Source organism: Variovorax soli (assembly GCF_031454625.1).
Lineage (GTDB): Bacteria > Pseudomonadota > Gammaproteobacteria > Burkholderiales > Burkholderiaceae_C > Variovorax > Variovorax soli_A.
The window spans coordinates 177555-195696 of sequence record NZ_JAVDRF010000001.1 but is presented as its reverse complement, the minus strand read 5'-3'; the positions used below and the strand labels follow the sequence as shown (position 1 = coordinate 195696).

The following is an 18142-nucleotide window of genomic DNA, read 5'->3' as shown; positions in this document are numbered from 1 at the left end:
GCGAGCGCTTCGCCGAGCGGCCATTCTCCGCATCCTCGATCCACAACCTTCCATGGAGACCACGATGCCGACCTCGATGCAAGATGGCCGCAGCCTGCTCGACACCCAGCGGATCGTCGGGAGGTCGCTATGACCAGCCTCGTCTCCCACCTGATGCCGACCGTGACCAACATGATCCGCATCGACCACACGCACGTGATGTCCACCTTCCACCAGTACAAGGCCAGCGCCTCCTCGCGCGTGAAGACGGGGCTGGTGAAGACTATCTGCACGGCGCTCGAGATCCACGCGCAGCTCGAAGAGGAAATCTTCTACCCCGCCATGCGCGAAGCCGGGCAGGGCGAGCTGCTCGGTGACAGCGTGGCCGAGCACGCGGAGATGCGGCGCCTGATCGACCTGCTGCGGCGCATGGAGCCGGAGGCGGTCGACTACGACAGCACCTTCATGTCGCTCATGCGCGCCGTCATGCATCACGTCGCCGACGAGGAGACCACGGTGCTGCCGGAAGCGGAGCGCGTGCTCGGCGACCGGCTCGGCGAGCTCGGCACCGAGATGACCAAGCGGCGCCTGCAGCTGGTGGCGCCGCGCAGCGGCGAGATCGCGCTGAACATGGGGCGCGCCGCCTCGGGCAATACGGCGGCGCTGTCGATCGCCGCGGTGGCCGCGGCCGGCCTGCTGATCGCGCGCGTGTCGCGCGGCACGCGCACCGGTAAATCGCTGCGCAGCTGAGCGCGCCATGCATTGGCTGCCCGATTCCGGTGTGCTCGGGCAACGTCGCGCGGCCGCTTCGTCCCGGCTGGCGTGGCGCCGCAGCATCGGATTCGCCATCGTCCTGTTCGGCGCCGCGCTGCTGGGCTGGCAGGGCTTCGAAGCCGTCGGCGGGGACGATCCGCGCCTGCGCGGCGCCCTGGTCGGCGGCCTCTTCGCGGCCCTGGCCACCGGGCTGGGCACGCTGCCCGTGCTGCTGTCGCAGCAGTTTTCCCAGCGCACCTACGACAGCATGCTCGGCTTCGGCGCGGGCGTGATGCTGGCCGCGAGCGCCTTTTCGCTGGTCATTCCCGCGCTCTCCGCGGCGAAGGCGCAGGGGGCGGGTGGCTGGGGCGCCGGGACCATCGTCGGGATCGGCATCCTGCTCGGCGCGGGCCTGCTGTTGGCCATCGACCGGTGGGTGCCGCACGAGCATTTCGTGAAGGGGCTCGAAGGCCCGCAGGCGCGCAGCGTGCGGCGCGTCTGGCTGTTCGTGCTCGCCATCGCCCTGCACAACCTGCCGGAGGGCCTGGCGATCGGCGTCGCCTTCGCGGGCTCCGACCCGGTGGGCGCGACTGCGCTGGCGACCGGCATCGCCATCCAGGACGTGCCCGAAGGCCTAGTGGTCGCGCTCGCGCTGCGCAGCGTCGGCTACGGCCGGCTGCTCAGCGCGGGGCTGGGCGTGCTGTCGGGGCTGGTCGAGCCGGCGATGTCGGTGTTCGGCGCCGCGGTCATCTCGCTCTCGGTCGCGCTGCTGCCCTGGGGGCTCGCGCTGGCGGCCGGCGCGATGCTCTTCGTCATCAGCCACGAGATCATTCCGGAGTCGCACCGCGCGGGCCACGAAGCCGCCGCGACCATCGGGCTGATGCTGGGCTTCGTGGTCATGATGCTGCTGGACACGGCCCTGGCCTGAGCGGCGCGGGCGCCTTCGTCCACTCATCAATACCCGTGGACGTCGTCGCGTAATGCAGGACTACACCGAGAGCCGGCGCATCCCGAGGAGGGCCCATTCGCAAGCCATCGACAGTGGTTTTTCCGCGGCCACCATGCCTTCTTCAACCCTCTTCTCAACCCTCTGTTCAAGGACGCTCATGTTCTCTCACAACAAACGCCTTCAATACACCGTGCGGGTCGGCGAGTGCAATCCCGGCCTGGCCAACCTGATGCTCGAGCAGTTCGGCGGGCCGCAAGGCGAGCTCGCAGCGGCCATGCGCTACTTCACCCAGGCCGTCGGCGAAGACGATCCCGGCCGCAGGGACATGCTGTTCGACATCGCCACCGAAGAGCTCAGTCACCTGGAGGTGATCGGCACCATCGTGGGCATGCTCAACAAGGGCGCCAAGGGCCAACTGGCCGAGGCGGTGGAGGCCGAGGGCGAGATGTACCGGCGCATCACCGGTGCAGGCAACGACAGCCACCTGACCCAGGTCCTCTACGGCGGCGGCCCCGCTCTGACGAACTCCGCCGGCGTGCCGTGGAGCTCGGCCTACATCGACAGCATCGGCGAGCCCACCGCGGACCTGCGCTCCAACATCGCGGCCGAGGCGCGCGCCAAGATCATCTACGAGCGCCTGATGGCTTGCACCGACGACCCCGGCGTGAAGGAAGCGCTGGGCTTCCTGATGACGCGCGAGATCGCGCACCAGAAGTCCTTCGAGAAGGCGCTGTATGCCATTTCGCCGAACTTCCCGCCGGGCAAGCAGCCGGGCATGCCGCAGTTCACCGACGTCTACTTCGACATGTCGAAGGGCGGCGAGGTGCGCGGCCCGTGGAACGAGGGTCCGAACTGGCAATACATCGACGCACCCGAGCAGCAGATGGGGGTGGACGGCGGTGGCGGCGAAGCGACGGCGACGCTGCAAGCGAATGAACAGGCCTTGGTGCAGCAGATGGCGCAGCGCACCGCGTCCGACCCTTCCAGCGATCCGCAGACCGGCGCCGAGCTGGGCATGTCGGAAGCCGACACGCTGAAGAACGTGACCGCGCAACTTGGAAAGGAGCCGAAGAAATGAACAAGACCACGCTTGCATTCGCCGCCGCTGCGACCGCCGCCCTCCTGGCCGGCATCCAGCCGGTGCGCGCCGCCGACCCGCCCGCCGCGCGCGCCAGGGCCGCTTCGCAGACCGTGAGCGCCAGCGATCGCACCTTCATGACCAAGGCCGCGGGCGGCGGCCTGTACGAGGTCGAGATCGCGAAGATGGCCTCGCAGAAAGCCGAGTCCGCCGACGTCAAGCAGTTCGCCGAGATGCTGGTGAAGGATCACACGGCCGCCAACGACGAGCTCAAGGCGCTGGCCGCCAGCAAGTCGGTCGAGCTGCCGAAGGATGTCCCTGCGGACAAGAAGAAAAAGATGGCGATGATCGAGAACAACCGCAGCGGCGCTTCCTTCGACCGCGCCTTCATCCAGAAGGTCGGCGTGAGCGATCACCAGGAGGACATCAAGCTGTTCGAGATGGCTTCCCGCTCCGCCAAGGATGCGGACGTGAAGGCGTGGGCCACGAAGACCCTGCCGACGCTGAAGGAGCACCTCGCCGAAGCGCAGAAGCTTGCGGGCAGCAAGAAATAGCCGGCGGTTCCATGGACAGCAGCTGGTCCGGCGGCAGCTTGAAAAACCCGGGTCTCGGGGCTCCGGCGCGTCCGCCTTTCGCGGGTAGGACGATGCAGGTTTTTCCTACGAGGCCGGGCTGCTCGGGCGGGCAGGCTCTTCCTTGTACCGATTCAATTCCCATGCGAGAAGCCATGACCTCACCCGCCAGCCTCTTCATTCCATCCGTCGCCGAGACGGCGCCGACCCTGCGCATCATCGACGTCACCGATCCGAGCGAGGTCGATTACTGGACCGAGGCCCTGGGCGTGAGCGAAACCGAGCTCCGCCTTGCCGTGGCCGCGGTCGGGAGTTCAGTGCAGGACGTGCGCGACCACCTCGGCAAGTGAGGCCTGCCGTGCCTTGGGCGGCTGCGGCTTGGGGTCGCAGCCGGCCAGGACGGCGACCGCCAGGGAGGCCAAAGCCAGGCAGAGTGTCCGAAGCTTCATGATGCGTCTCCTTCGCGCGGGTGTGCAGGGGCGCACGAGAGCCGCGCGGTTCATTCTGGCGCTGCCAGGATGCGGCGCCTGTCAGCCGACGCCCCGCGCGGCCTTGTCCCTCGCGAGGAGGGAAGGCGAAGTCACAGCGCCGCCGCAGTCAACTCCAGCTGCGTCAGGCGGCGCGCATCCGCCCCACGAAGTTCTGCGTCACGTGCGGCAGCGCCCGCTGCGTCGGCACGACGATGCCCACCTGCAGCGCGTTCAGCGCCGGCAGTGCGAACGGGCGCCACAGCAGTTCCCCGCGCTTGAGCTCCTCGACGAAGGCGATCTTCGAGAAGCAGGAGATGCCCTTGCCGGCCATGCACGATGCCGATCGGCAGGTTGGCCAGGCACACGGCCTTCACGCCGCCGGGCGGCCGGCGCACGAAGCTGAGGCCCATCTCGGCCTGGCGACGAACGCTCCAAAAATTAGCGCAAGCAACCTTCTGGAAAACCCTGTGCGCGTGCAAGGCACATGACTGAAAAAAGGGCATTTCGATTGCTCGATTTTTAGCCTTGCAAAGCCTCTCTCTCAATGAAAACCTTGCTTCGCCCCAGCGTGAAGCCCGTGGCATGAACTGTGCAAGTTTCAGCCATCGTTTTCCGGAGAGACACCCATGGATGAGGGTCAAGCCATTGCAATCCGGCCAGTGACCGCTTCGCTGCTGGACGCCGACATCGAAGTTCTCAAGCTCTCGCTTCGAACCACCAACGTGCTGCGGATCCATCAGCTGCACACGGTGGGCGATGTCACGCGCGTGCCGGCGAAAAAGCTCTTCGTGCTCTCGCGCCTCGGGCGCAACTCGCTGCGGGAGATCGTGGAGAGCATGCAACGGCGTGGGCTGCGGCTCGCGGACTGAAGCAGGGCCTTGGCGCCCCGGGGCCGCGAGCACGCGCTGATGGCGTCGGCCTGGCACGAGCCCCAGGCAAGCTCGCAGTCCAGCCTTTGGGCTGGCCTGCGCCGCTGTACCGAGACTTCGCCCTCAGACCCGGCGGAAGAGCAACACGGCGTTGGTGCCGCCGAAGGCAAAGGAGTTGCTGATCGCCGCCTCCAGCCGCGGCGCTGCGGTGCCTTGCGCGGGCACCAGGTTCAGCCTGCACGCCGGGTCGATGTCCGTGCAGTGCGCGTTCGGCGGGAGCTGGCGGCGGTGCAGCGCCAGCACGGTGATCGCCGCTTCCAGCGCCCCGGCGGCGCCGAGCAGGTGGCCGTGCAGGGCCTTGGTCGAGCTCACCTGGAGGTCGCCGAGCGCGTCCTCGCCCCAGACCTCCGCCAGCGCGTTGCGCTCGACCACGTCGCCGATGCGCGTGGCGGTGCCGTGCGCATTGCAGTAGCCCACGTCGCGTGGCGCGAGCTCGGCCGATCGCAGGGCGGCGCGCAGGGCGCGCGCCTGGCCCGGCGCGTCGGGCTTGGTGAGGTGGGTGGCGTCGCAGCCGACGCCCCAGCCTGCCAGCGCCGCATAGGCGCGCGCGCCGCGGGCGTGGGCACGCTCGGCCGATTCGAGCACCACGAAGGCGGCGCCCTCGCCGAGCGCGAAGCCGCTGCGATCGCTCGCGAAGGGACGCACTGCGCGCGCCGCGCCGTCGGGCTCGAAGGCGGCCAGCGTCTGCATGGCCTGCCAGGCGAGCACCACGCCGGGGACGATCAGCGCCTCGCTGCCGCCGGCGATGGCGATGTCGACTTCGCCGCGCTGCACCGCCTTCGCGGCCTCGGCGATCGCGACGCCGGATGAAGCGCAAGCCACCGAATAGGTGAGCACCGGGCCCTGCGCCTGTCGGCGCATGGCCACCTGCGCGGCCGGGGCGTTGGGCATGAAGGCGGGAATGGTCAGCGGCGGCATGCGCGCACTGGCGCCGCGGTACGCCGCCTCGAGGGCGGCGGCGCCGCCCATGCCGCAGCCGGCATAGACGCCGATGCGTTCGGGATCGGCATCGCCGAGCACGCCCGCATCGCGCACCGCGAGTTCGGCCGCGGCCACGGCGAGCTGGCTCACGCGGTCCACGCCGGCCAGCTGAAGCTTGGTGAACCAGGGCGCGGCGTCGAAGGGCGCGAGCGCGGCAGCCGCTGGCTTGGGCAGTTCCGGGAAGACCGGCCGAATGGCCGATTCGCCGCGCATCAGCGCGTCGAACATCGCGCCCGCGTCGTCGCCATGCGGGCTCACGACGCCCAGCCCGGTGACGGCGACCTGCGCGACGCTCACTTGCCGGGGGCGGGGACCGCCTGCGCGCCCAAGGTCCTGTCGACCACGGCGGCCAGCTCGGCGAGCGTATCGACGTTCACGTCGTGGTCGGGCATCGAGATCTTGAAATGGTCTTCGACCGCGAACACGAATTCGACCAGCGTCAGTGAATCGAAGCCCTTGTCGCGCATCGACGCGTGGGGGTCGAGCGCGGCGGGTTCGATGCCGTATTTCTCTTGGATCAGATCCTGTAATTCTTTCAGCGAACTCATTGGGCGATGTCCGTCTTCACGCGGGGCCATGGGTCATCCGTGAGGGATGATATCCGCTGGGGCTGGGCATCGGCCGCCAGCGCATCGAGGGCCACGCAAAGACGAGGCCCAGCAGCGCCCCGGCCAGCGCGTCCAGCGCGACGTGCTGCTTGACCGCCAGCGTCGAATACGCGATGGCGGCGAACCAGAGCCCGTTGGCCACGCGCAGCGGCAGGGGCGCGCGCGTGCGGCGCAGCACGTCGTCCACCCGGATCGCGGTGAAGATCGCGACCGCCACGTGCATCGAAGGGCAGGCGTTGCCCGGCGCGTCGACGCCCTGCAACAGCGCGAAGCCCGGGAAGTCCGAGCTGTCCGCCATGAGCGGCGGCACCTGCGTCGGCCAGAAATGGAACAGCGCCAGGCCGGTGAGGCACAGCGCGCCCACCCACAGGCCATAGACCACCAGGTCCTTGAAGCTGCGCTCCAGTCCGGGTGCCACGCCCACGTAGAACCACAGCGAGAAGTACGCGACGAGCATCCCGGGCTGGAAGGGGATCAGCCGGTCGAGCGCGGTCAGCGGCATCACGGTCATGGCGTAGACCGGGTGGCGCAGCAGCTGGAAGTACCCGATGAAGAAGAGCCAGGTGAAGACCGTGACGCCGACGATCTTCAGGGCCAGCAGGTGGCGGATGCGAAAGCGGAGCTCGGAGGTCCAGTGCGGGAGGGGTGAGGCGTGCATGTGCAAGTGGATGCGCGTGCGCCGGCGTCGTTCATCGCCGGCGGCACCAGCACCCGAGCATGCCTGTTTTCATGCGGGCATGAAACCCCACCTTCTCTCGGGAGTCCGCGTCGGCAGGACGATCACCCGCTCTCGCCGAAGCCGATGCGCGCAGGGCCCGGCTTCACCGTCCGAACCTTATGCTTTCCCGCATTGAAGCCAAAGGCGCATGCGCGTTAGGCTGCACCCGTGAAAACCAACGCCCCTCCTTACATTCCCCAGATCCGCCTCTACCAGGACTGGCTGCGCGAGCAGCGAGGCCTGGCCTTCGATTCGTACGACGCGCTGTGGCGCTGGTCGGTCACCGACCTCGAGGCCTTCTGGCGCAGCATCTGGGACTGGAGCGGCATCCGCTCGCCCGCGCCGCCGACGGTCGCGCTGGCCGATGCGCGCATGCCGGGCGCGCGCTGGTTCCCCGGCACCCAGCTCAACTACGCGCACGAGGTGCTGCGCCATGTCGATGCGGCGCATGCGGCCGGCATGCCGGCGATCGTCAGCGAGAACGAGCTCGGCGAGGTGCGCGAGATGTCCTGGCCGGAACTGCGCCGGCAGATCGCGTCCTGCGCGCTCGCGCTGCGCACGCTGGGCGTGCAGCGGGGCGACCGCGTCGCCGCCTACCTGCCCAACGTGCCCGAGACGATGGTCGCCTTCCTCGCCTGCTCGAGCATCGGCGCCGTATGGAGCGTGTGCGCGCCCGACATGGGCACGGCGGCCGTGGTCGACCGCTTCCGCCAGATCGAACCCAGGCTGCTGATCGCCGCGGACGGCGTGCACTACGGCGGCAAGGCGCTGGACCGCAGCGCGGTGGTGCAGGAGCTGCGTGCCGCACTGCCCAGCGTGGACAAGCTGCTGCTGATTCGCACGCCTTTCGCGGCGCAGCAGATTCCCGGCGACGCCGAGTGGAGCGACGCCATTGCGCGGGACGACGGCGACACTGCGGCCTTCGAGCCCGAATGGCTGCCTTTCGACCATCCGATCTGGATCGTCTATTCCAGCGGCACCACCGGCCTGCCCAAGCCCATCGTGCACGGGCAGGGCGGCATCCTGCTGACGATGTACGCCTGCGGGCTGCACCACGACCTGGGCCCGAGCTACGGCGCCAACAACTTCGGCGAGCGCTACCACTGGTACAGCTCGACCGGCTGGGTGATGTGGAACTCGCAGCTGTCGGGCCTGGCCATCGGCACCACCGTGTGCATCTACGACGGCAATCCCGCGGGCAGCAAGGAGAAGCCCGACTGGAGCGTGCTGTGGCGCTTCGTGGCGCGCCACCAGGTCACTTTCTTCGGCGCCGGCGCGGCCTATTTCGCCAACTGCATGAAGGCGGGGCTCGAAGCCAAGGCTTGCGGCGACCTCTCGCGCGTGCGCGCCCTCGGCAGCACCGGCTCGCCGCTGTCCGAGGAGGTGCAGCGCTGGGGCACGGCGCAGCTGCGCGACGCCGGCGCGCCCGGGGTGTGGTGGTACAACATCTCGGGCGGGACCGACTTCTGCGGTGCCTTCGTCGGTGGCAACCGCGAGTTGCCCGAGGTGCCGGGGCAGATGCAATGCCGCTTCCTTGGCGCCGCGGTCGAGGCCTGGAACGAGCAGGGGCAGCCGGTGATCGGCGAGGTCGGCGAACTGGTGTGCACGAAGCCGATCCCTGCCATGCCGCTGTACTTCTGGGGCGACCCAGGCAACGCGCGTTACCTGTCGAGCTACTTCGACACCTACCCGGGCGTGTGGCGCCACGGCGACTGGCTTCTGATCGGCGAGGACGGCGGCTGCATCATCTACGGCCGCAGCGATGCCACCATCAACCGCCAAGGGCTGCGCATGGGCACCAGCGAGATCTACAGCGCGGTCGAGGGGCTGCCCGAGGTGCTCGACTCGATGGTGGTGGACCTGGAGTACCTGGGCCGCGAGAGCTACATGCCGCTGTTCGTCGTGCTGCGGCCCGGGGTCGCGCTGGACGCCGCGTTGCGCGAGAAGATCGAAGGCGCGATCAAGACCCGGCTGTCGCCGCGCTTCGTGCCCAACGACATCTTCCAGGTGCCCGAGATCCCGCGCACGCTCTCCGGCAAGAAGCAGGAGCTGCCGATCAAGAAGCTGCTCCTGGGCCAGCCGATCGAGAAGGTCGTGAACCGCGAAGCCATGGCCAACCCGGGCAGCCTCGACTGGTACGTGGACTTCGCGGCACAGCGGGCACAGGCCGGGGCGTGCTAAGGTCGCGGCTCTAGGGTTAACCCCTACCCGCAACTCCGCCGTCCCATGTCCCCACCCTCCCTGTCCACCTCCGATTCGACCCCCGCCTTTGGGCGCGCCATGCTTGCTCTTGGCATGGGCGGCTTTGCGATCGGTACGGGCGAGTTCGTCATCATGGGACTGCTGCCCGAGGTCGCCCGCGACATCGGTGTCACCATCCCGCAGGCCGGACATGTGATCAGCGCCTACGCGCTGGGCGTGGTGATCGGCGCACCGGTCCTGGCGGTGCTGGCTGCCGGCTGGCCGCGGCGCGCATTGCTGATCGCGCTGATGGCGGTGTTCGCCGCCGGCAATTTCGCCAGCGCCCTGGCACCGGGCTATGGCTCGTTGAACCTGCTGCGATTCGCCAGCGGCTTGCCGCACGGCACCTACTTCGGCGTGGCGGCCCTGGTGGCCGCAGCGCTGGCACCGCCGGACCGGCGGGCCCGCGCGGTCGGGCTGGTGATGCTGGGCCTCACCGGCGCCACGCTGGTCGGTGTCCCCATCGCGGCGTGGCTGGGCCAGCACTTCGGCTGGCGTGCTGCCTTCGTCTTCGTCGGTCTGATCGCCGTGCTCGCCATAGCGATGCTGCGGCGCGACCTGCCCGACCTCGCCGCGCCCTCGGGCGCCAGCCCGCTTCGCGAGCTCGGCGCGCTGCGGCGCAAGCAGGTGTGGCTCACCCTCGGCATCGGTGCCATCGGTTTCGGCGGCATGTTCGCCGTCTTCAGCTATATCAAGCCGACGCTCACCGAGGTGGCGGGCCTGCCGCTGGGCGGCGTGCCGCTGGTGCTCGCGCTCTTCGGCTTCGGCATGGTGGGCGGCAATCTGGTCGGCTCGCGCCTGGCGGACAAGGCGCTGATGCCCACCATCGGCGGCCTGCTGGTCTGGGCCGCACTGGTGCTCACCACCTTCTCGTTCGCGGCCCACAACGTGGCGACGGCCGCGCTCAACGTCTTCCTGATCGGCACCATCGTCGCCATGGGTCCGGCGCTGCAGATCCGCCTGATGGACGTGGCCGGCGACGCGCAGACCTTGGCCGCGGCCCTCAACCATTCGGCCTTCAACACGGCGAACGCGCTCGGGGCCTGGCTGGGCGGTGCCGCGATCAGCGCCGGCCTGGGCTGGACTTCGACCGGATGGGTGGGCGCACTGCTGGCGCTCGCGGGGCTGGGCGTGTTCGCCTGGTCGCTGGCGAGCGAGCGCGGGCGCCTGCGGGCTGCCGTGGCGGCGGCCCGCTGATCGGCGTCAGTCGCGGGGTCCGAACCCTGGCGCGCCGAGTGGCCGGCGGCGGCGCTACAGCCAGTTGCCGTTGTCCGGCATCTGGATCGTCGTGGCGGGATCGCCGCCGCCGATCAGGGCGCCGAAGACGATGCTCAACAGCGAGACGAAGAGGCTCGCAAACAGTGCGGTCCAGAAGCCCGAAATCTTGAAGCCCTTCACCAGCGCCGCCACCAGCAGCAGTACCAGGGCGTTGATCACCAGCAGGAACAAGCCGAAGGTCAGGAGCGTCAGCGGCAACGTGAGCAGGATCAGGACCGGCTTGACGATCGCGTTCGCGAAGCCCAGCAGCAGCGCGGAGACCACCAGCGCGGAGGTGCTCTCGAAACGGATGCCGCTGAAGATATGACTGGCCACCCAAAGCGAGAGCGCAATGATGGCCCAGTGCAAAAGAAAGGTCGCGAGGGTGTTCAGCATTGCTTTAAATGGGCCTCAACGCTCGTCGCCGCCGGTGCGGGGCGCTGCCCCGGGGATGAAGCGCCGAACCCACGCGCCCAGGCCCGGCCGCCGCGCTTCCTCGGTATTTGCGGCGCGCCGGCCGTAGTAGGTCTCGCGCTCGTGCCGCAGGACCGAGGCGAGTGCTTCGAGGTTCGCCGGGTTGTACTCCCACAGCCCGCTGACCACGAAGTGGCCCATGTGCTCGGCATTGGGTTTGGGCGCGATCACGATGTGGCTGGCGCCAAGGCTCTGGAGGAAGGCCGAGCGAGCACCGGCGAGCCGCATGCCGTCGCCGTAGCCCTCGACCTGGCGGCTCAGCGCCAGGCTGATGGCTTGGACCGAGGTGAAGTTCTCGGCGACGAAATACACCATCTCGACCAGGGCCAGCTTGCTTATCTCCAGTTTCCGCTGGGTGACGACGGTGGTCGGCGTGAAGTGCTCGATGTGAACCTCGGTGCCTTCGCGGTTCACAGGAACCGGGTCCAGGGTCGCGACGTGCAGCGACCCATCGTACAAGTACATGGGTTCGCCTAGCACGTAGGGGCTCGAGTGGGGCCCTGTGATTCGCAATTTCGCTCTTGTCATGATTCCCTTGGGGGCCCCACTGTAGATCGGCACGTGCCTTCACAGACGCTCTCCATCGACGATTTCGTCGATTTATGCGAGCAACTACCGATCATCGACGGCCATCGCAAGGGCGTCTTCACCCATACGGCCTACAGCCAAGCCTTTTTCCGCGAGCGCATTGCCTCCTGGGAGTGTTAGAAAAAAGTGGTAACACGAATTTGCCGAATAGGAAAATATGATTACTTCAGGTAACACTTTGTATTCTCCGCCCAACTACTTTTCAGCGAGCGACGCATACAGCTTGCGCGATGCTCGCGCAAGTGGAGTAATGCGCAATCTGTTGTCGGAAACATTCTGTCCGCTGCCCCAAGCCGCCCTAACAGAGCCGACCGGTGCCGCCATCACTCTCAAGGACTCGTCATGCAACTTTCGGAGATCACGGAATACCAGGACCATCTCGTGCAGCAGCTGGAGGAATCCGGCCTGACCGTCAGTTTCGGTGACGATCTGTCGGTGCTGCTCAAGACCTACGAGGCGGCCACCGGCACCGGCTACGTTCAGTTGCCTTTCGTGATCGAAGACCCGAAGGACGCCAACCCCTGCAACTTCTGGGTCTGCTTCGACGACGGCAATGCGCCCGTGGCCCTCACCGGGTTCCGGACCATGCAGAACGGCAGCGCAGTCCGCCGTGTCGGCGAGGCCTACAGCCAGGGGTCGCTCTACCGCTGCAAGCAGAAGGAGGGCTGGCTGCCGGAAACGGGCCCGACGCTCCCTCCCCACGCGCTCTTCGGCTATATCGGCGCGGGCTGGGTGCATCCGCGCTTCCGCGGCCACAACCTCGCCGGGTTCATCGCCCGCATCGCGCAGGCCGAAGCTTTGCTGCGCACCCGCGGCACCTTGGCCATGTCCACCGCCATGACCGCCGAAGCCCTCTATCTCTCCGGCATGAACCTGCGCGCCAGCGGGTTGCACCACCTGCACGTCGAGCTGGTGCTGGACGGTTACCTGGGCATCGCCGAGCACGACATGCGCCTCTATCTCTCGCACAGCACCGGCACCGAGCTGATGAGCTTCTACGAGCGCGAGCTGGCCCTGCTGCGCAAGGACGAGACCATCCCCTGGCTGCACGGGCACGACAAGATCCATGCGTCGGCGGTGCTGGCCGGCGAGGAAAGCACCCCCGTCAGCGCACCGACGAGCGGCCTGGCGGCCCTCGCCTGACTACGGGCTGCATCGACGTCGCATAGCCCGCGATCGCAAGGACCGTATCAGCCGGCGCCGTGGCGGCGATGGCCCACTTCGAAGTCGTTGCGCCCGCTGCGATCCACCCCCCGCAGCAGCCACAAGGGCCGCTGCGCGAAGTTCACCGCGACACCGGTCTTGCCGTCCGCCGGCCGGAGGTCGCGCTCGAACACCGAAGTCGATGGCATGTAGCGCAGCGCGACGCCGGTGCGCCGCTGGTTCGAGGTGTTGGCGCGCGCGCCGTGGATCATGTAGACATCGTGCAGCGACATCTGGCCGGGTTGCAGTTCGAGGTCGACCGCCTCGTGCTCGTCGAAGCTGCCGGCCGCCATGCGCTGGTTGAGCGTGAGGTCCTGCCGCTCCTCGTGCAGGTGCGGATGCAGCACGCCGCCCCGGTGCGAGCGTGGGATCACGCGCAGGCAGCCGTTGGCGCGCGTCGACGGCTCCAGCGCCACCCACACGGTGCAGTTGGCCAGCGGGCGGATCGGCCAGTAGTGGCCGTCCTGGTGCCAGGGCGTCTCGAAGCCCTCGCTGGCCGGTTTGCAGAAGACGTGGCAGCCCCAGAGGACGACGTCCTCGCCGATCACGCCTGAGACCAACTCGACGATGTCGGGGTCCATTGCCAGGTCGAGGAACTCCCGGCTGCCGCGCACGCCCTCGCCGTTGTCGCCCTCGATGTGGGCCGAAACGAGCTTCTCGGGTCGCACGCCGGGGTTGCGGTGGATCAGCTCGTTGAGCGCATCGTGCATCTGCGCCACGCGGCGTGGTGCGAGGCAGAACTCGGGGATCACCCAGCCTTCGCGCTGGTAGTGGGCGATCTCGTCGTAAGAAAGTCGGGCCATGTCCGTCTTGCCTCTCTCTCAGGGTTCCTTCCCTGCCTTCACGGGGTAGCCCGCCTCTCGCCACGCCTTCATGCCCCCGTCGAGCGCGACCGCGTGCAGGAAGCCCATGTCGCGCAGTGTTGCAGCCGCCAGTGTCGAGATGTAGCCCAGCTCGCAGCAGCTGAGGATGCGCCGCGTCGGATCGGGCAGATCCTGGTTGACGCGCAGCTCCAGCTGGCCGCGCGGCAGCAGTCGCGCGCCCGGCACGTGGCCGGCTTCGTAGGCCTCGCGCTCGCGCACGTCGAGCACGATCAGATCGTCCTCGCCGGCCTCCACGCGCGCCTTGAGCTCGGCGAGCGACATGAAGGGCACCTTGGCGCCGGCCTCGGCGAGCAGCCGCGCCACCGTCTTGCCGCCGCTCATGTTGGTGCGCAGCGCCTCGGTGACATGGGTGGGCATGGTCAGGTTGAGGTTCTGCATCATCGCGACGAATTCGGCGCGCTCGCGCTTCTGCAGCCGCGGGTTGGTCGCCAGCTCCTCGCCGATGGTCGAGTGGGTACGTCCCTTGTAGTCGTGCGCCGGGCAGACCTTGAGCGCCGGGTCCAGCCGCAGCACCTTGTTGAACAGGCTGTCATAGAGCGCCTCCGGGTCGCCGCTCGGCAGGTCGGTGCGGCCGGTGGCGCCGATCAGCAGCGTGTCGCCGGTGAACAGCCGGTCCTCCACCTGCAGGCACATCGAGTCGGCCGTGTGGCCCGGGGTGTGCAGCACCGAGAGCCTGAGCTTGCCCAGCACCAGCATCTCGCCGTCGGCCAGGCGAAGTTCGACGAAGGGCGCCGGGCTGGCGCGGTGCATCACCACCGGCACCTTGAGCTGGCGTGCCAGCTCGCGCGTGGCGGAGAAGTGGTCGGCGTGCGTGTGGGTGTCGATCAGGTAGCGGATGCGCACGCCGTGGCGCGCCGCCAGCCCCAGGTAATGGTCGATCTGGCTGATCTCCGGATCGATCAGCGCGGCCGCGCAGCTCTGCTCGCAGCCGACCAGGTAGGACTGGCAGCCGCCGGTCGCGACCTGCTCGAAGACCATGCGGCCGCCGGGCTCAGCCGGGTTGCTTCACCACGCGCAGGTAGGGCTTGGGCGCCTGCCAGCCGCCGGGGAACAGCTTCTTGGCGTCCTCGTCGGAGACCGATCCGGCGATGATCACGTCCTCGCCCTGCTTCCAGTTCACCGGCGTGGCGACCTTGTGCTTGGCGGTCAGCTGCATGGAGTCGAGCACGCGCAGGATCTCGTCGAAGTTGCGGCCGGTGGTCATCGGGTAGGTCAGCATCAGCTTGATCTTCTTGTCGGGGCCGATGATGAAGACCGAGCGCACGGTCGCGTTGGTGGCCGCCGTGCGGCCTTCGGAGCTGCCCGGCTCTTCGGCCGGCAGCATGTTGTAGAGCTTGGCCACCGCGAGGTCGGTGTCGCCGATCATCGGATAAGTGGGCCGATGGCCCTGCGTTTCCTCGATGTCGTCGGACCACCGGTCATGGGCGTCCACGGGGTCGATGCTCAAGCCGATCAGCTTGGCGTTGCGCTTGGTGAACTCGGGCTCGATCTTCGCCATGTAGCCCAGCTCGGTGGTGCACACCGGCGTGAAGTCCTTGGGGTGGGAGAACAGGACGGCCCATTGGTCGCCGATCCATTGGTGAAAGTCGATATCCCCCTGGGTCGTCTTGGCCTTGAAGTTAGGGGCCTCGTCGTTGATGCGCAGTGACATGGTTGCTCCTGGAGAAGAAATGACTGAGGGCGAACGCTGTTGCCGCGCCTGCGGCAAGACTCAGAGCATAGAAGACTGGCGCGCCGGATGCCAGCGACGGTTCCCTGCTGCACGAGGCGACGGCGCTTGCTGCCCGCGGCCTCGGCGCCGTGGCGCAACTCGCCTCGGCTCAGCTTTTCTTGGAGGTCTTGGCGAAGAACTGCGTCGGCTTGTGCTCGACGGCGTCGCTGCCGCACTTGGGGCAGCGCAGCTGCACGGTCTCGTGCTCCGCCATGTGCTCGGCGTGCTCGAACACCTCGCCGCATTTCTGGCAACGGTACTGATAGGTAGGCATGGCGCGTCTCCATCGTGATGCAGCCGAAGGCGGCGCTGGGCCCCGCGGGCCAGTGAGCTCCGATGCACCGGGCCCATGCTAAACCGAACGACCGCATCGGGCCAGCCGTTCAGCGATTGCCGGCAGGGTCGGCCTCCGCCGAGGCCTGGGCCGCCAGCCAGTCGCGGAAGGCTGCGAGCGCGGGCCGCTCGTCCGCGCTGGCGGGCGTGATCAGGAAATACCCGCGCTCCGCTCGCAGCGGGCGGTCGCAGGCCACGACCAGCTCGCCGCGGGCCAGCTCGGACTCGATCAGCATGCGCGGCATCAGCGCCACGCCCAGGCCATGCGTGGCGGCGACGGCGATCATCGAGAACAGCTCGTAACGCGGACCGCTGCGCGCCCGCGGTGCGTCCACCTTCTGGGCGTCGAACCATTGGTGCCAGCCGTCGGGCCGGGTGCTCTGCTGCAGCAACGGCAGCCGCGCGATCGCGGCCGGCGACAGCTGCGCCTTGGCGCCCAGCAGCGCAGGGCTGCACACCGGCACCACGTCCTCGTGCAGCAGCAGCACCGAGCGCGTGCCGGCCCAGTTGGCGGCTTGCGCTGGCGTGCCGGCGTAAAGGGCGGCGTCGAAGGGCGTTTCGTTGAACAGAAAGGGGCGGGTGCGGGTCTCGATGTGAACCGTGATGTCGGGGTGCTTCGCGGCGAAGTCCGGCAGCCGCGGGATCAGCCAGCGCGTGGCGAAGGTCGGCACCGCCGCCAGCTGCAGCGAGCCGCCCAGGCCCTGGCGCGCCATGGCATCGAGCGTGTCGCGCTCCATGCTGTCGAGCTGGCGGGCGATCTGGCGCGCGTAGTCGGCACCTGCCGGCGTGAGCGCCACTCCGTGGCGGGTGCGGCGGAACAGCGCCATGCCCAGGAAGTCCTCCAGCGCCGTGATCTGGCGCGAGACCGCGCTCTGCGTCAGCGCGAGCTCCTGCGCCGCCCGCGTGTAGCTCTCGTGCCGGGCGGCGGCCTCGAAGCAGATCAGGGCCTGGGTGGAAGGGAGTCTTCGGCGCATGGTATGCGGGTGCTACATAGTTGATCGATGCCGTCTGCCAATGAGGATCGATCGGCTATTGTGCGCTGAAGTGAGCAAAGCGCATAACTGGGTGCTGAATCTTCGTTTGCGCTCGCGAGGTCGGCCGCTTAGGATCGCACTAGCTTCCCCTGCCCACCTACATCGGAGACCGCACATGGCCCACGCCGCATTCCATTGGGACGATCCCCTTCTGCTCGACCAGCAGCTCACCAGCGAAGAGCGCCAGGTGCGCGACGCCGCCCACGCCTACTGCCAGGGCCAGCTCGCCCCGCGCGTGCTCGAAGGCTTCCGCACCGGCGTGACCGACCCGAAGATCTTCCGCGAGATGGGCGAGCTCGGATTGCTCGGCCCCACCATCCCGGAGCAGTACGGCGGCCCCGCGCTCAACTACGTCTGCTACGGCCTGATCGCGCGCGAGGTCGAGCGCGTCGACTCCGGCTACCGCTCCATGGCCAGCGTGCAGAGCTCGCTGGTGATGGTGCCGATCAACGAATTCGGCACCGAAGCGCAGAAGCAGAAGTACCTCCCCAAGCTGGCCACGGGCGAATGGATCGGTTGCTTCGGCCTGACCGAGCCCGACCACGGCTCGGACCCCGGCAGCATGGTCACGCGTGCCAAGAAGGTGCCCGGCGGCTACTCCCTCACCGGCGCCAAGATGTGGATCAGCAACAGCCCGATCGCCGACGTGTTCGTGGTCTGGGCCAAGGAAGTGAGCGAGGGCGGCGCCGTCGGCCCGATCCGGGGCTTCGTGCTGGAGAAAGGCATGAAGGGTCTGTCGGCGCCCGAGATCCATGGCAAGGTCGGCCTTCGCGCCAGCATCACCGGCGAGATCGTGATGGACAACGTGTTCTGCCCCGAGGAGAACGCATTCCCCGAGGTGCGTGGCCTGAAGGGCCCCTTCACCTGCCTCAACAGCGCGCGCTACGGCATTTCCTGGGGCGCGCTCGGCGCCGCCGAGGACTGCTGGCATCGCGCCCGCCAGTACACGCTGGACCGCAAGCAGTTCGGCCGCCCGCTCGCGGCCAACCAGCTGGTCCAGAAGAAGCTGGCTGACATGCAGACCGAAATCACGCTGGGCCTGCAGGGCTGCCTGCGCCTGGGCCGCATGAAGGACGAGGGCACGGCTTCCGTCGAGGTCACCTCCCTGCTCAAGCGCAACTCCTGCGGCAAGGCACTGGACATTGCCCGCCTGGCACGCGACATGATGGGCGGCAACGGCATCAGCGACGAGTTCGGCGTGGCGCGGCACCTGGTCAACCTGGAAGTGGTCAACACCTACGAGGGCACGCACGACATCCATGCGCTGATCCTGGGGCGCGCGCAGACCGGGATTGCGGCGTTCGCGAACTGAACAAGCCGGACATCCGAACGCAGAGGGCACAGCGGCGAACCTTCGCGTCCTCTGCGTTCTCGACCCCG

At 68.3% G+C, this 18142-nt stretch carries 23 protein-coding genes; 11 read left to right on the top strand and 12 right to left on the bottom strand.

The window, feature by feature from the left end:
* The first annotated feature begins 129 nt into the window (after positions 1-129).
* From J2739_RS00960 to J2739_RS00940, 5 genes are all read left to right on the top strand, one after another.
* On the top strand, positions 130-729 hold the full coding sequence (locus J2739_RS00960) for a hemerythrin domain-containing protein (RefSeq protein ID WP_309897828.1): 600 nt from the start codon (positions 130-132) through the stop codon (positions 727-729).
* Between the two features lie 7 nt (positions 730-736).
* Positions 737-1660: a ZIP family metal transporter gene (locus J2739_RS00955; protein ID WP_309897827.1), complete on the top strand. Its 924-nt coding sequence runs from the start codon at positions 737-739 to the stop codon at positions 1658-1660.
* Positions 1661-1838: 178 nt separating this feature from the next.
* Positions 1839-2759: a manganese catalase family protein gene (locus J2739_RS00950; protein ID WP_309897826.1), complete on the top strand. Its 921-nt coding sequence runs from the start codon at positions 1839-1841 to the stop codon at positions 2757-2759.
* A complete protein-coding gene (locus J2739_RS00945; RefSeq protein WP_309897825.1) occupies positions 2756-3313 on the top strand; it encodes a DUF4142 domain-containing protein in 558 nt (185 codons plus the stop codon). The genes J2739_RS00950 and J2739_RS00945 overlap by 4 nt, the downstream gene beginning before the upstream one ends.
* A 173-nt stretch (positions 3314-3486) precedes the next feature.
* On the top strand, positions 3487-3681 hold the full coding sequence (locus J2739_RS00940) for a DUF3606 domain-containing protein (RefSeq protein WP_309897824.1): 195 nt from the start codon (positions 3487-3489) through the stop codon (positions 3679-3681).
* Here the strand turns inward: J2739_RS00940 and J2739_RS00935 are convergent.
* Both J2739_RS00935 and J2739_RS00930 read right to left on the bottom strand, forming a co-directional pair.
* Positions 3646-3780, bottom strand: a complete 135-nt coding sequence (locus tag J2739_RS00935; RefSeq protein WP_309897823.1) for a hypothetical protein — start codon at positions 3778-3780, stop codon at positions 3646-3648. The genes J2739_RS00940 and J2739_RS00935 overlap by 36 nt on opposite strands.
* Positions 3781-3943: 163 nt before the next feature.
* Positions 3944-4132 (bottom strand): LysR substrate-binding domain-containing protein, encoded by a 189-nt coding sequence (locus tag J2739_RS00930; protein ID WP_309897822.1) that lies wholly within the window; start codon positions 4130-4132, stop codon positions 3944-3946.
* 295 nt (positions 4133-4427) lie between these two features.
* Between J2739_RS00930 and J2739_RS00925 the strand changes: the two genes are divergently transcribed.
* Entirely contained in the window at positions 4428-4670 is a 243-nt protein-coding gene (locus tag J2739_RS00925; RefSeq protein ID WP_309897821.1) for a DNA-directed RNA polymerase subunit alpha C-terminal domain-containing protein, read from the top strand.
* A gap of 123 nt (positions 4671-4793) precedes the next feature.
* On the opposite strand, the gene J2739_RS00920 is transcribed toward J2739_RS00925, so the two are convergent.
* Genes J2739_RS00920 through J2739_RS00910 form a run of 3 tightly spaced genes read right to left on the bottom strand, consistent with a single transcriptional unit; the run spans position 4794 to position 6977 of the window.
* Positions 4794-6008 carry a beta-ketoacyl-[acyl-carrier-protein] synthase family protein gene (locus J2739_RS00920; protein ID WP_309897820.1) on the bottom strand — a complete coding sequence of 405 codons (1215 nt, stop codon included), beginning with the start codon at positions 6006-6008 and terminating at the stop codon, positions 4794-4796.
* Positions 6005-6289, bottom strand: coding sequence for an acyl carrier protein (locus J2739_RS00915; RefSeq protein WP_309897819.1), 285 nt, complete (start codon positions 6287-6289; stop codon positions 6005-6007). The genes J2739_RS00920 and J2739_RS00915 overlap by 4 nt, the downstream gene beginning before the upstream one ends.
* The gene (locus J2739_RS00910; RefSeq protein WP_309897818.1) at positions 6276-6977 is read right to left on the bottom strand and encodes a phosphatase PAP2 family protein; all 702 of its coding nucleotides are present in this window, start codon (positions 6975-6977) and stop codon (positions 6276-6278) included. Before J2739_RS00910 ends, J2739_RS00915 begins: the two co-directional genes overlap by 14 nt.
* A 228-nt stretch (positions 6978-7205) precedes the next feature.
* Between J2739_RS00910 and J2739_RS00905 the strand changes: the two genes are divergently transcribed.
* Both J2739_RS00905 and J2739_RS00900 read left to right on the top strand, forming a co-directional pair.
* Positions 7206-9218, top strand: a complete 2013-nt coding sequence (locus J2739_RS00905; protein ID WP_309897817.1) for an acetoacetate--CoA ligase — start codon at positions 7206-7208, stop codon at positions 9216-9218.
* Positions 9219-9263: 45 nt separating this feature from the next.
* Entirely contained in the window at positions 9264-10475 is a 1212-nt protein-coding gene (locus tag J2739_RS00900) for an MFS transporter (protein ID WP_309897816.1), read from the top strand.
* Positions 10476-10529: 54 nt separating this feature from the next.
* On the opposite strand, the gene J2739_RS00895 is transcribed toward J2739_RS00900, so the two are convergent.
* Together J2739_RS00895 and J2739_RS00890 are read right to left on the bottom strand one after the other, a co-directional pair.
* On the bottom strand, positions 10530-10931 hold the full coding sequence (locus tag J2739_RS00895) for a phage holin family protein (protein ID WP_309897815.1): 402 nt from the start codon (positions 10929-10931) through the stop codon (positions 10530-10532).
* Positions 10932-10946: 15 nt separating this feature from the next.
* Complete coding sequence (locus tag J2739_RS00890) at positions 10947-11474, bottom strand: hypothetical protein (protein ID WP_309897814.1); 528 nt, start codon at positions 11472-11474, stop codon at positions 10947-10949.
* Positions 11475-11570: 96 nt separating this feature from the next.
* Here J2739_RS00890 and J2739_RS00885 point away from each other — a divergent pair, with 96 nt between their 5' ends.
* Together J2739_RS00885 and J2739_RS00880 are read left to right on the top strand one after the other, a co-directional pair.
* Entirely contained in the window at positions 11571-11717 is a 147-nt protein-coding gene (locus J2739_RS00885; RefSeq protein WP_309897813.1) for a hypothetical protein, read from the top strand.
* 222 nt (positions 11718-11939) lie between these two features.
* Complete coding sequence (locus J2739_RS00880; protein WP_309897812.1) at positions 11940-12740, top strand: hypothetical protein; 801 nt, start codon at positions 11940-11942, stop codon at positions 12738-12740.
* 47 nt (positions 12741-12787) lie between these two features.
* Here J2739_RS00880 and J2739_RS00875 read toward each other — a convergent pair whose 3' ends face one another.
* The 5 genes from J2739_RS00875 to J2739_RS00855 form a co-directional block, all read right to left on the bottom strand.
* Entirely contained in the window at positions 12788-13603 is an 816-nt protein-coding gene (locus tag J2739_RS00875) for a phytanoyl-CoA dioxygenase family protein (protein WP_309897811.1), read from the bottom strand.
* An 18-nt stretch (positions 13604-13621) separates the two neighbouring features.
* Positions 13622-14662 carry an MBL fold metallo-hydrolase gene (locus J2739_RS00870; RefSeq protein WP_309897810.1) on the bottom strand — a complete coding sequence of 347 codons (1041 nt, stop codon included), beginning with the start codon at positions 14660-14662 and terminating at the stop codon, positions 13622-13624.
* 13 nt (positions 14663-14675) lie between these two features.
* Entirely contained in the window at positions 14676-15335 is a 660-nt protein-coding gene (locus J2739_RS00865; protein WP_309897809.1) for a peroxiredoxin, read from the bottom strand.
* Positions 15336-15504: 169 nt separating this feature from the next.
* Positions 15505-15669, bottom strand: a complete 165-nt coding sequence (locus tag J2739_RS00860) for an FmdB family zinc ribbon protein (RefSeq protein ID WP_309897808.1) — start codon at positions 15667-15669, stop codon at positions 15505-15507.
* A 109-nt stretch (positions 15670-15778) separates the two neighbouring features.
* The gene (locus tag J2739_RS00855) at positions 15779-16702 is read right to left on the bottom strand and encodes a LysR substrate-binding domain-containing protein (protein ID WP_309897807.1); all 924 of its coding nucleotides are present in this window, start codon (positions 16700-16702) and stop codon (positions 15779-15781) included.
* Between the two features lie 175 nt (positions 16703-16877).
* Between J2739_RS00855 and J2739_RS00850 the strand changes: the two genes are divergently transcribed.
* Entirely contained in the window at positions 16878-18074 is a 1197-nt protein-coding gene (locus tag J2739_RS00850; RefSeq protein ID WP_309897806.1) for an acyl-CoA dehydrogenase, read from the top strand.
* The last annotated feature ends 68 nt before the right edge of the window (positions 18075-18142 follow it).

What these genes read in the sequence shown, in the direction of transcription:
- J2739_RS00945 (WP_309897825.1), top strand. Translation starts at nt 2,756, where the DNA reads ATGAACAAGACCACGCTTGCATTCGCCGCCGCTGCGACCGCCGCCCTC.
- J2739_RS00860 (WP_309897808.1), bottom strand. Translation starts at nt 15,669, where the DNA reads ATGCCTACCTATCAGTACCGTTGCCAGAAATGCGGCGAGGTGTTCGAG.
- J2739_RS00880 (WP_309897812.1), top strand. Translation starts at nt 11,940, where the DNA reads ATGCAACTTTCGGAGATCACGGAATACCAGGACCATCTCGTGCAGCAG.
- J2739_RS00865 (WP_309897809.1), bottom strand. Translation starts at nt 15,335, where the DNA reads ATGTCACTGCGCATCAACGACGAGGCCCCTAACTTCAAGGCCAAGACG.
- J2739_RS00950 (WP_309897826.1), top strand. Translation starts at nt 1,839, where the DNA reads ATGTTCTCTCACAACAAACGCCTTCAATACACCGTGCGGGTCGGCGAG.
- J2739_RS00900 (WP_309897816.1), top strand. Translation starts at nt 9,264, where the DNA reads ATGTCCCCACCCTCCCTGTCCACCTCCGATTCGACCCCCGCCTTTGGG.
- J2739_RS00935 (WP_309897823.1), bottom strand. Translation starts at nt 3,780, where the DNA reads ATGAAGCTTCGGACACTCTGCCTGGCTTTGGCCTCCCTGGCGGTCGCC.
- J2739_RS00850 (WP_309897806.1), top strand. Translation starts at nt 16,878, where the DNA reads ATGGCCCACGCCGCATTCCATTGGGACGATCCCCTTCTGCTCGACCAG.
- J2739_RS00955 (WP_309897827.1), top strand. Translation starts at nt 737, where the DNA reads ATGCATTGGCTGCCCGATTCCGGTGTGCTCGGGCAACGTCGCGCGGCC.
- J2739_RS00925 (WP_309897821.1), top strand. Translation starts at nt 4,428, where the DNA reads ATGGATGAGGGTCAAGCCATTGCAATCCGGCCAGTGACCGCTTCGCTG.
- J2739_RS00915 (WP_309897819.1), bottom strand. Translation starts at nt 6,289, where the DNA reads ATGGCCCCGCGTGAAGACGGACATCGCCCAATGAGTTCGCTGAAAGAA.
- J2739_RS00875 (WP_309897811.1), bottom strand. Translation starts at nt 13,603, where the DNA reads ATGGCCCGACTTTCTTACGACGAGATCGCCCACTACCAGCGCGAAGGC.
- J2739_RS00910 (WP_309897818.1), bottom strand. Translation starts at nt 6,977, where the DNA reads ATGCACGCCTCACCCCTCCCGCACTGGACCTCCGAGCTCCGCTTTCGC.
- J2739_RS00890 (WP_309897814.1), bottom strand. Translation starts at nt 11,474, where the DNA reads ATGTACTTGTACGATGGGTCGCTGCACGTCGCGACCCTGGACCCGGTT.
- J2739_RS00895 (WP_309897815.1), bottom strand. Translation starts at nt 10,931, where the DNA reads ATGCTGAACACCCTCGCGACCTTTCTTTTGCACTGGGCCATCATTGCG.
- J2739_RS00930 (WP_309897822.1), bottom strand. Translation starts at nt 4,132, where the DNA reads ATGGCCGGCAAGGGCATCTCCTGCTTCTCGAAGATCGCCTTCGTCGAG.
- J2739_RS00960 (WP_309897828.1), top strand. Translation starts at nt 130, where the DNA reads ATGACCAGCCTCGTCTCCCACCTGATGCCGACCGTGACCAACATGATC.
- J2739_RS00855 (WP_309897807.1), bottom strand. Translation starts at nt 16,702, where the DNA reads ATGCGCCGAAGACTCCCTTCCACCCAGGCCCTGATCTGCTTCGAGGCC.
- J2739_RS00870 (WP_309897810.1), bottom strand. Translation starts at nt 14,662, where the DNA reads ATGGTCTTCGAGCAGGTCGCGACCGGCGGCTGCCAGTCCTACCTGGTC.
- J2739_RS00940 (WP_309897824.1), top strand. Translation starts at nt 3,487, where the DNA reads ATGACCTCACCCGCCAGCCTCTTCATTCCATCCGTCGCCGAGACGGCG.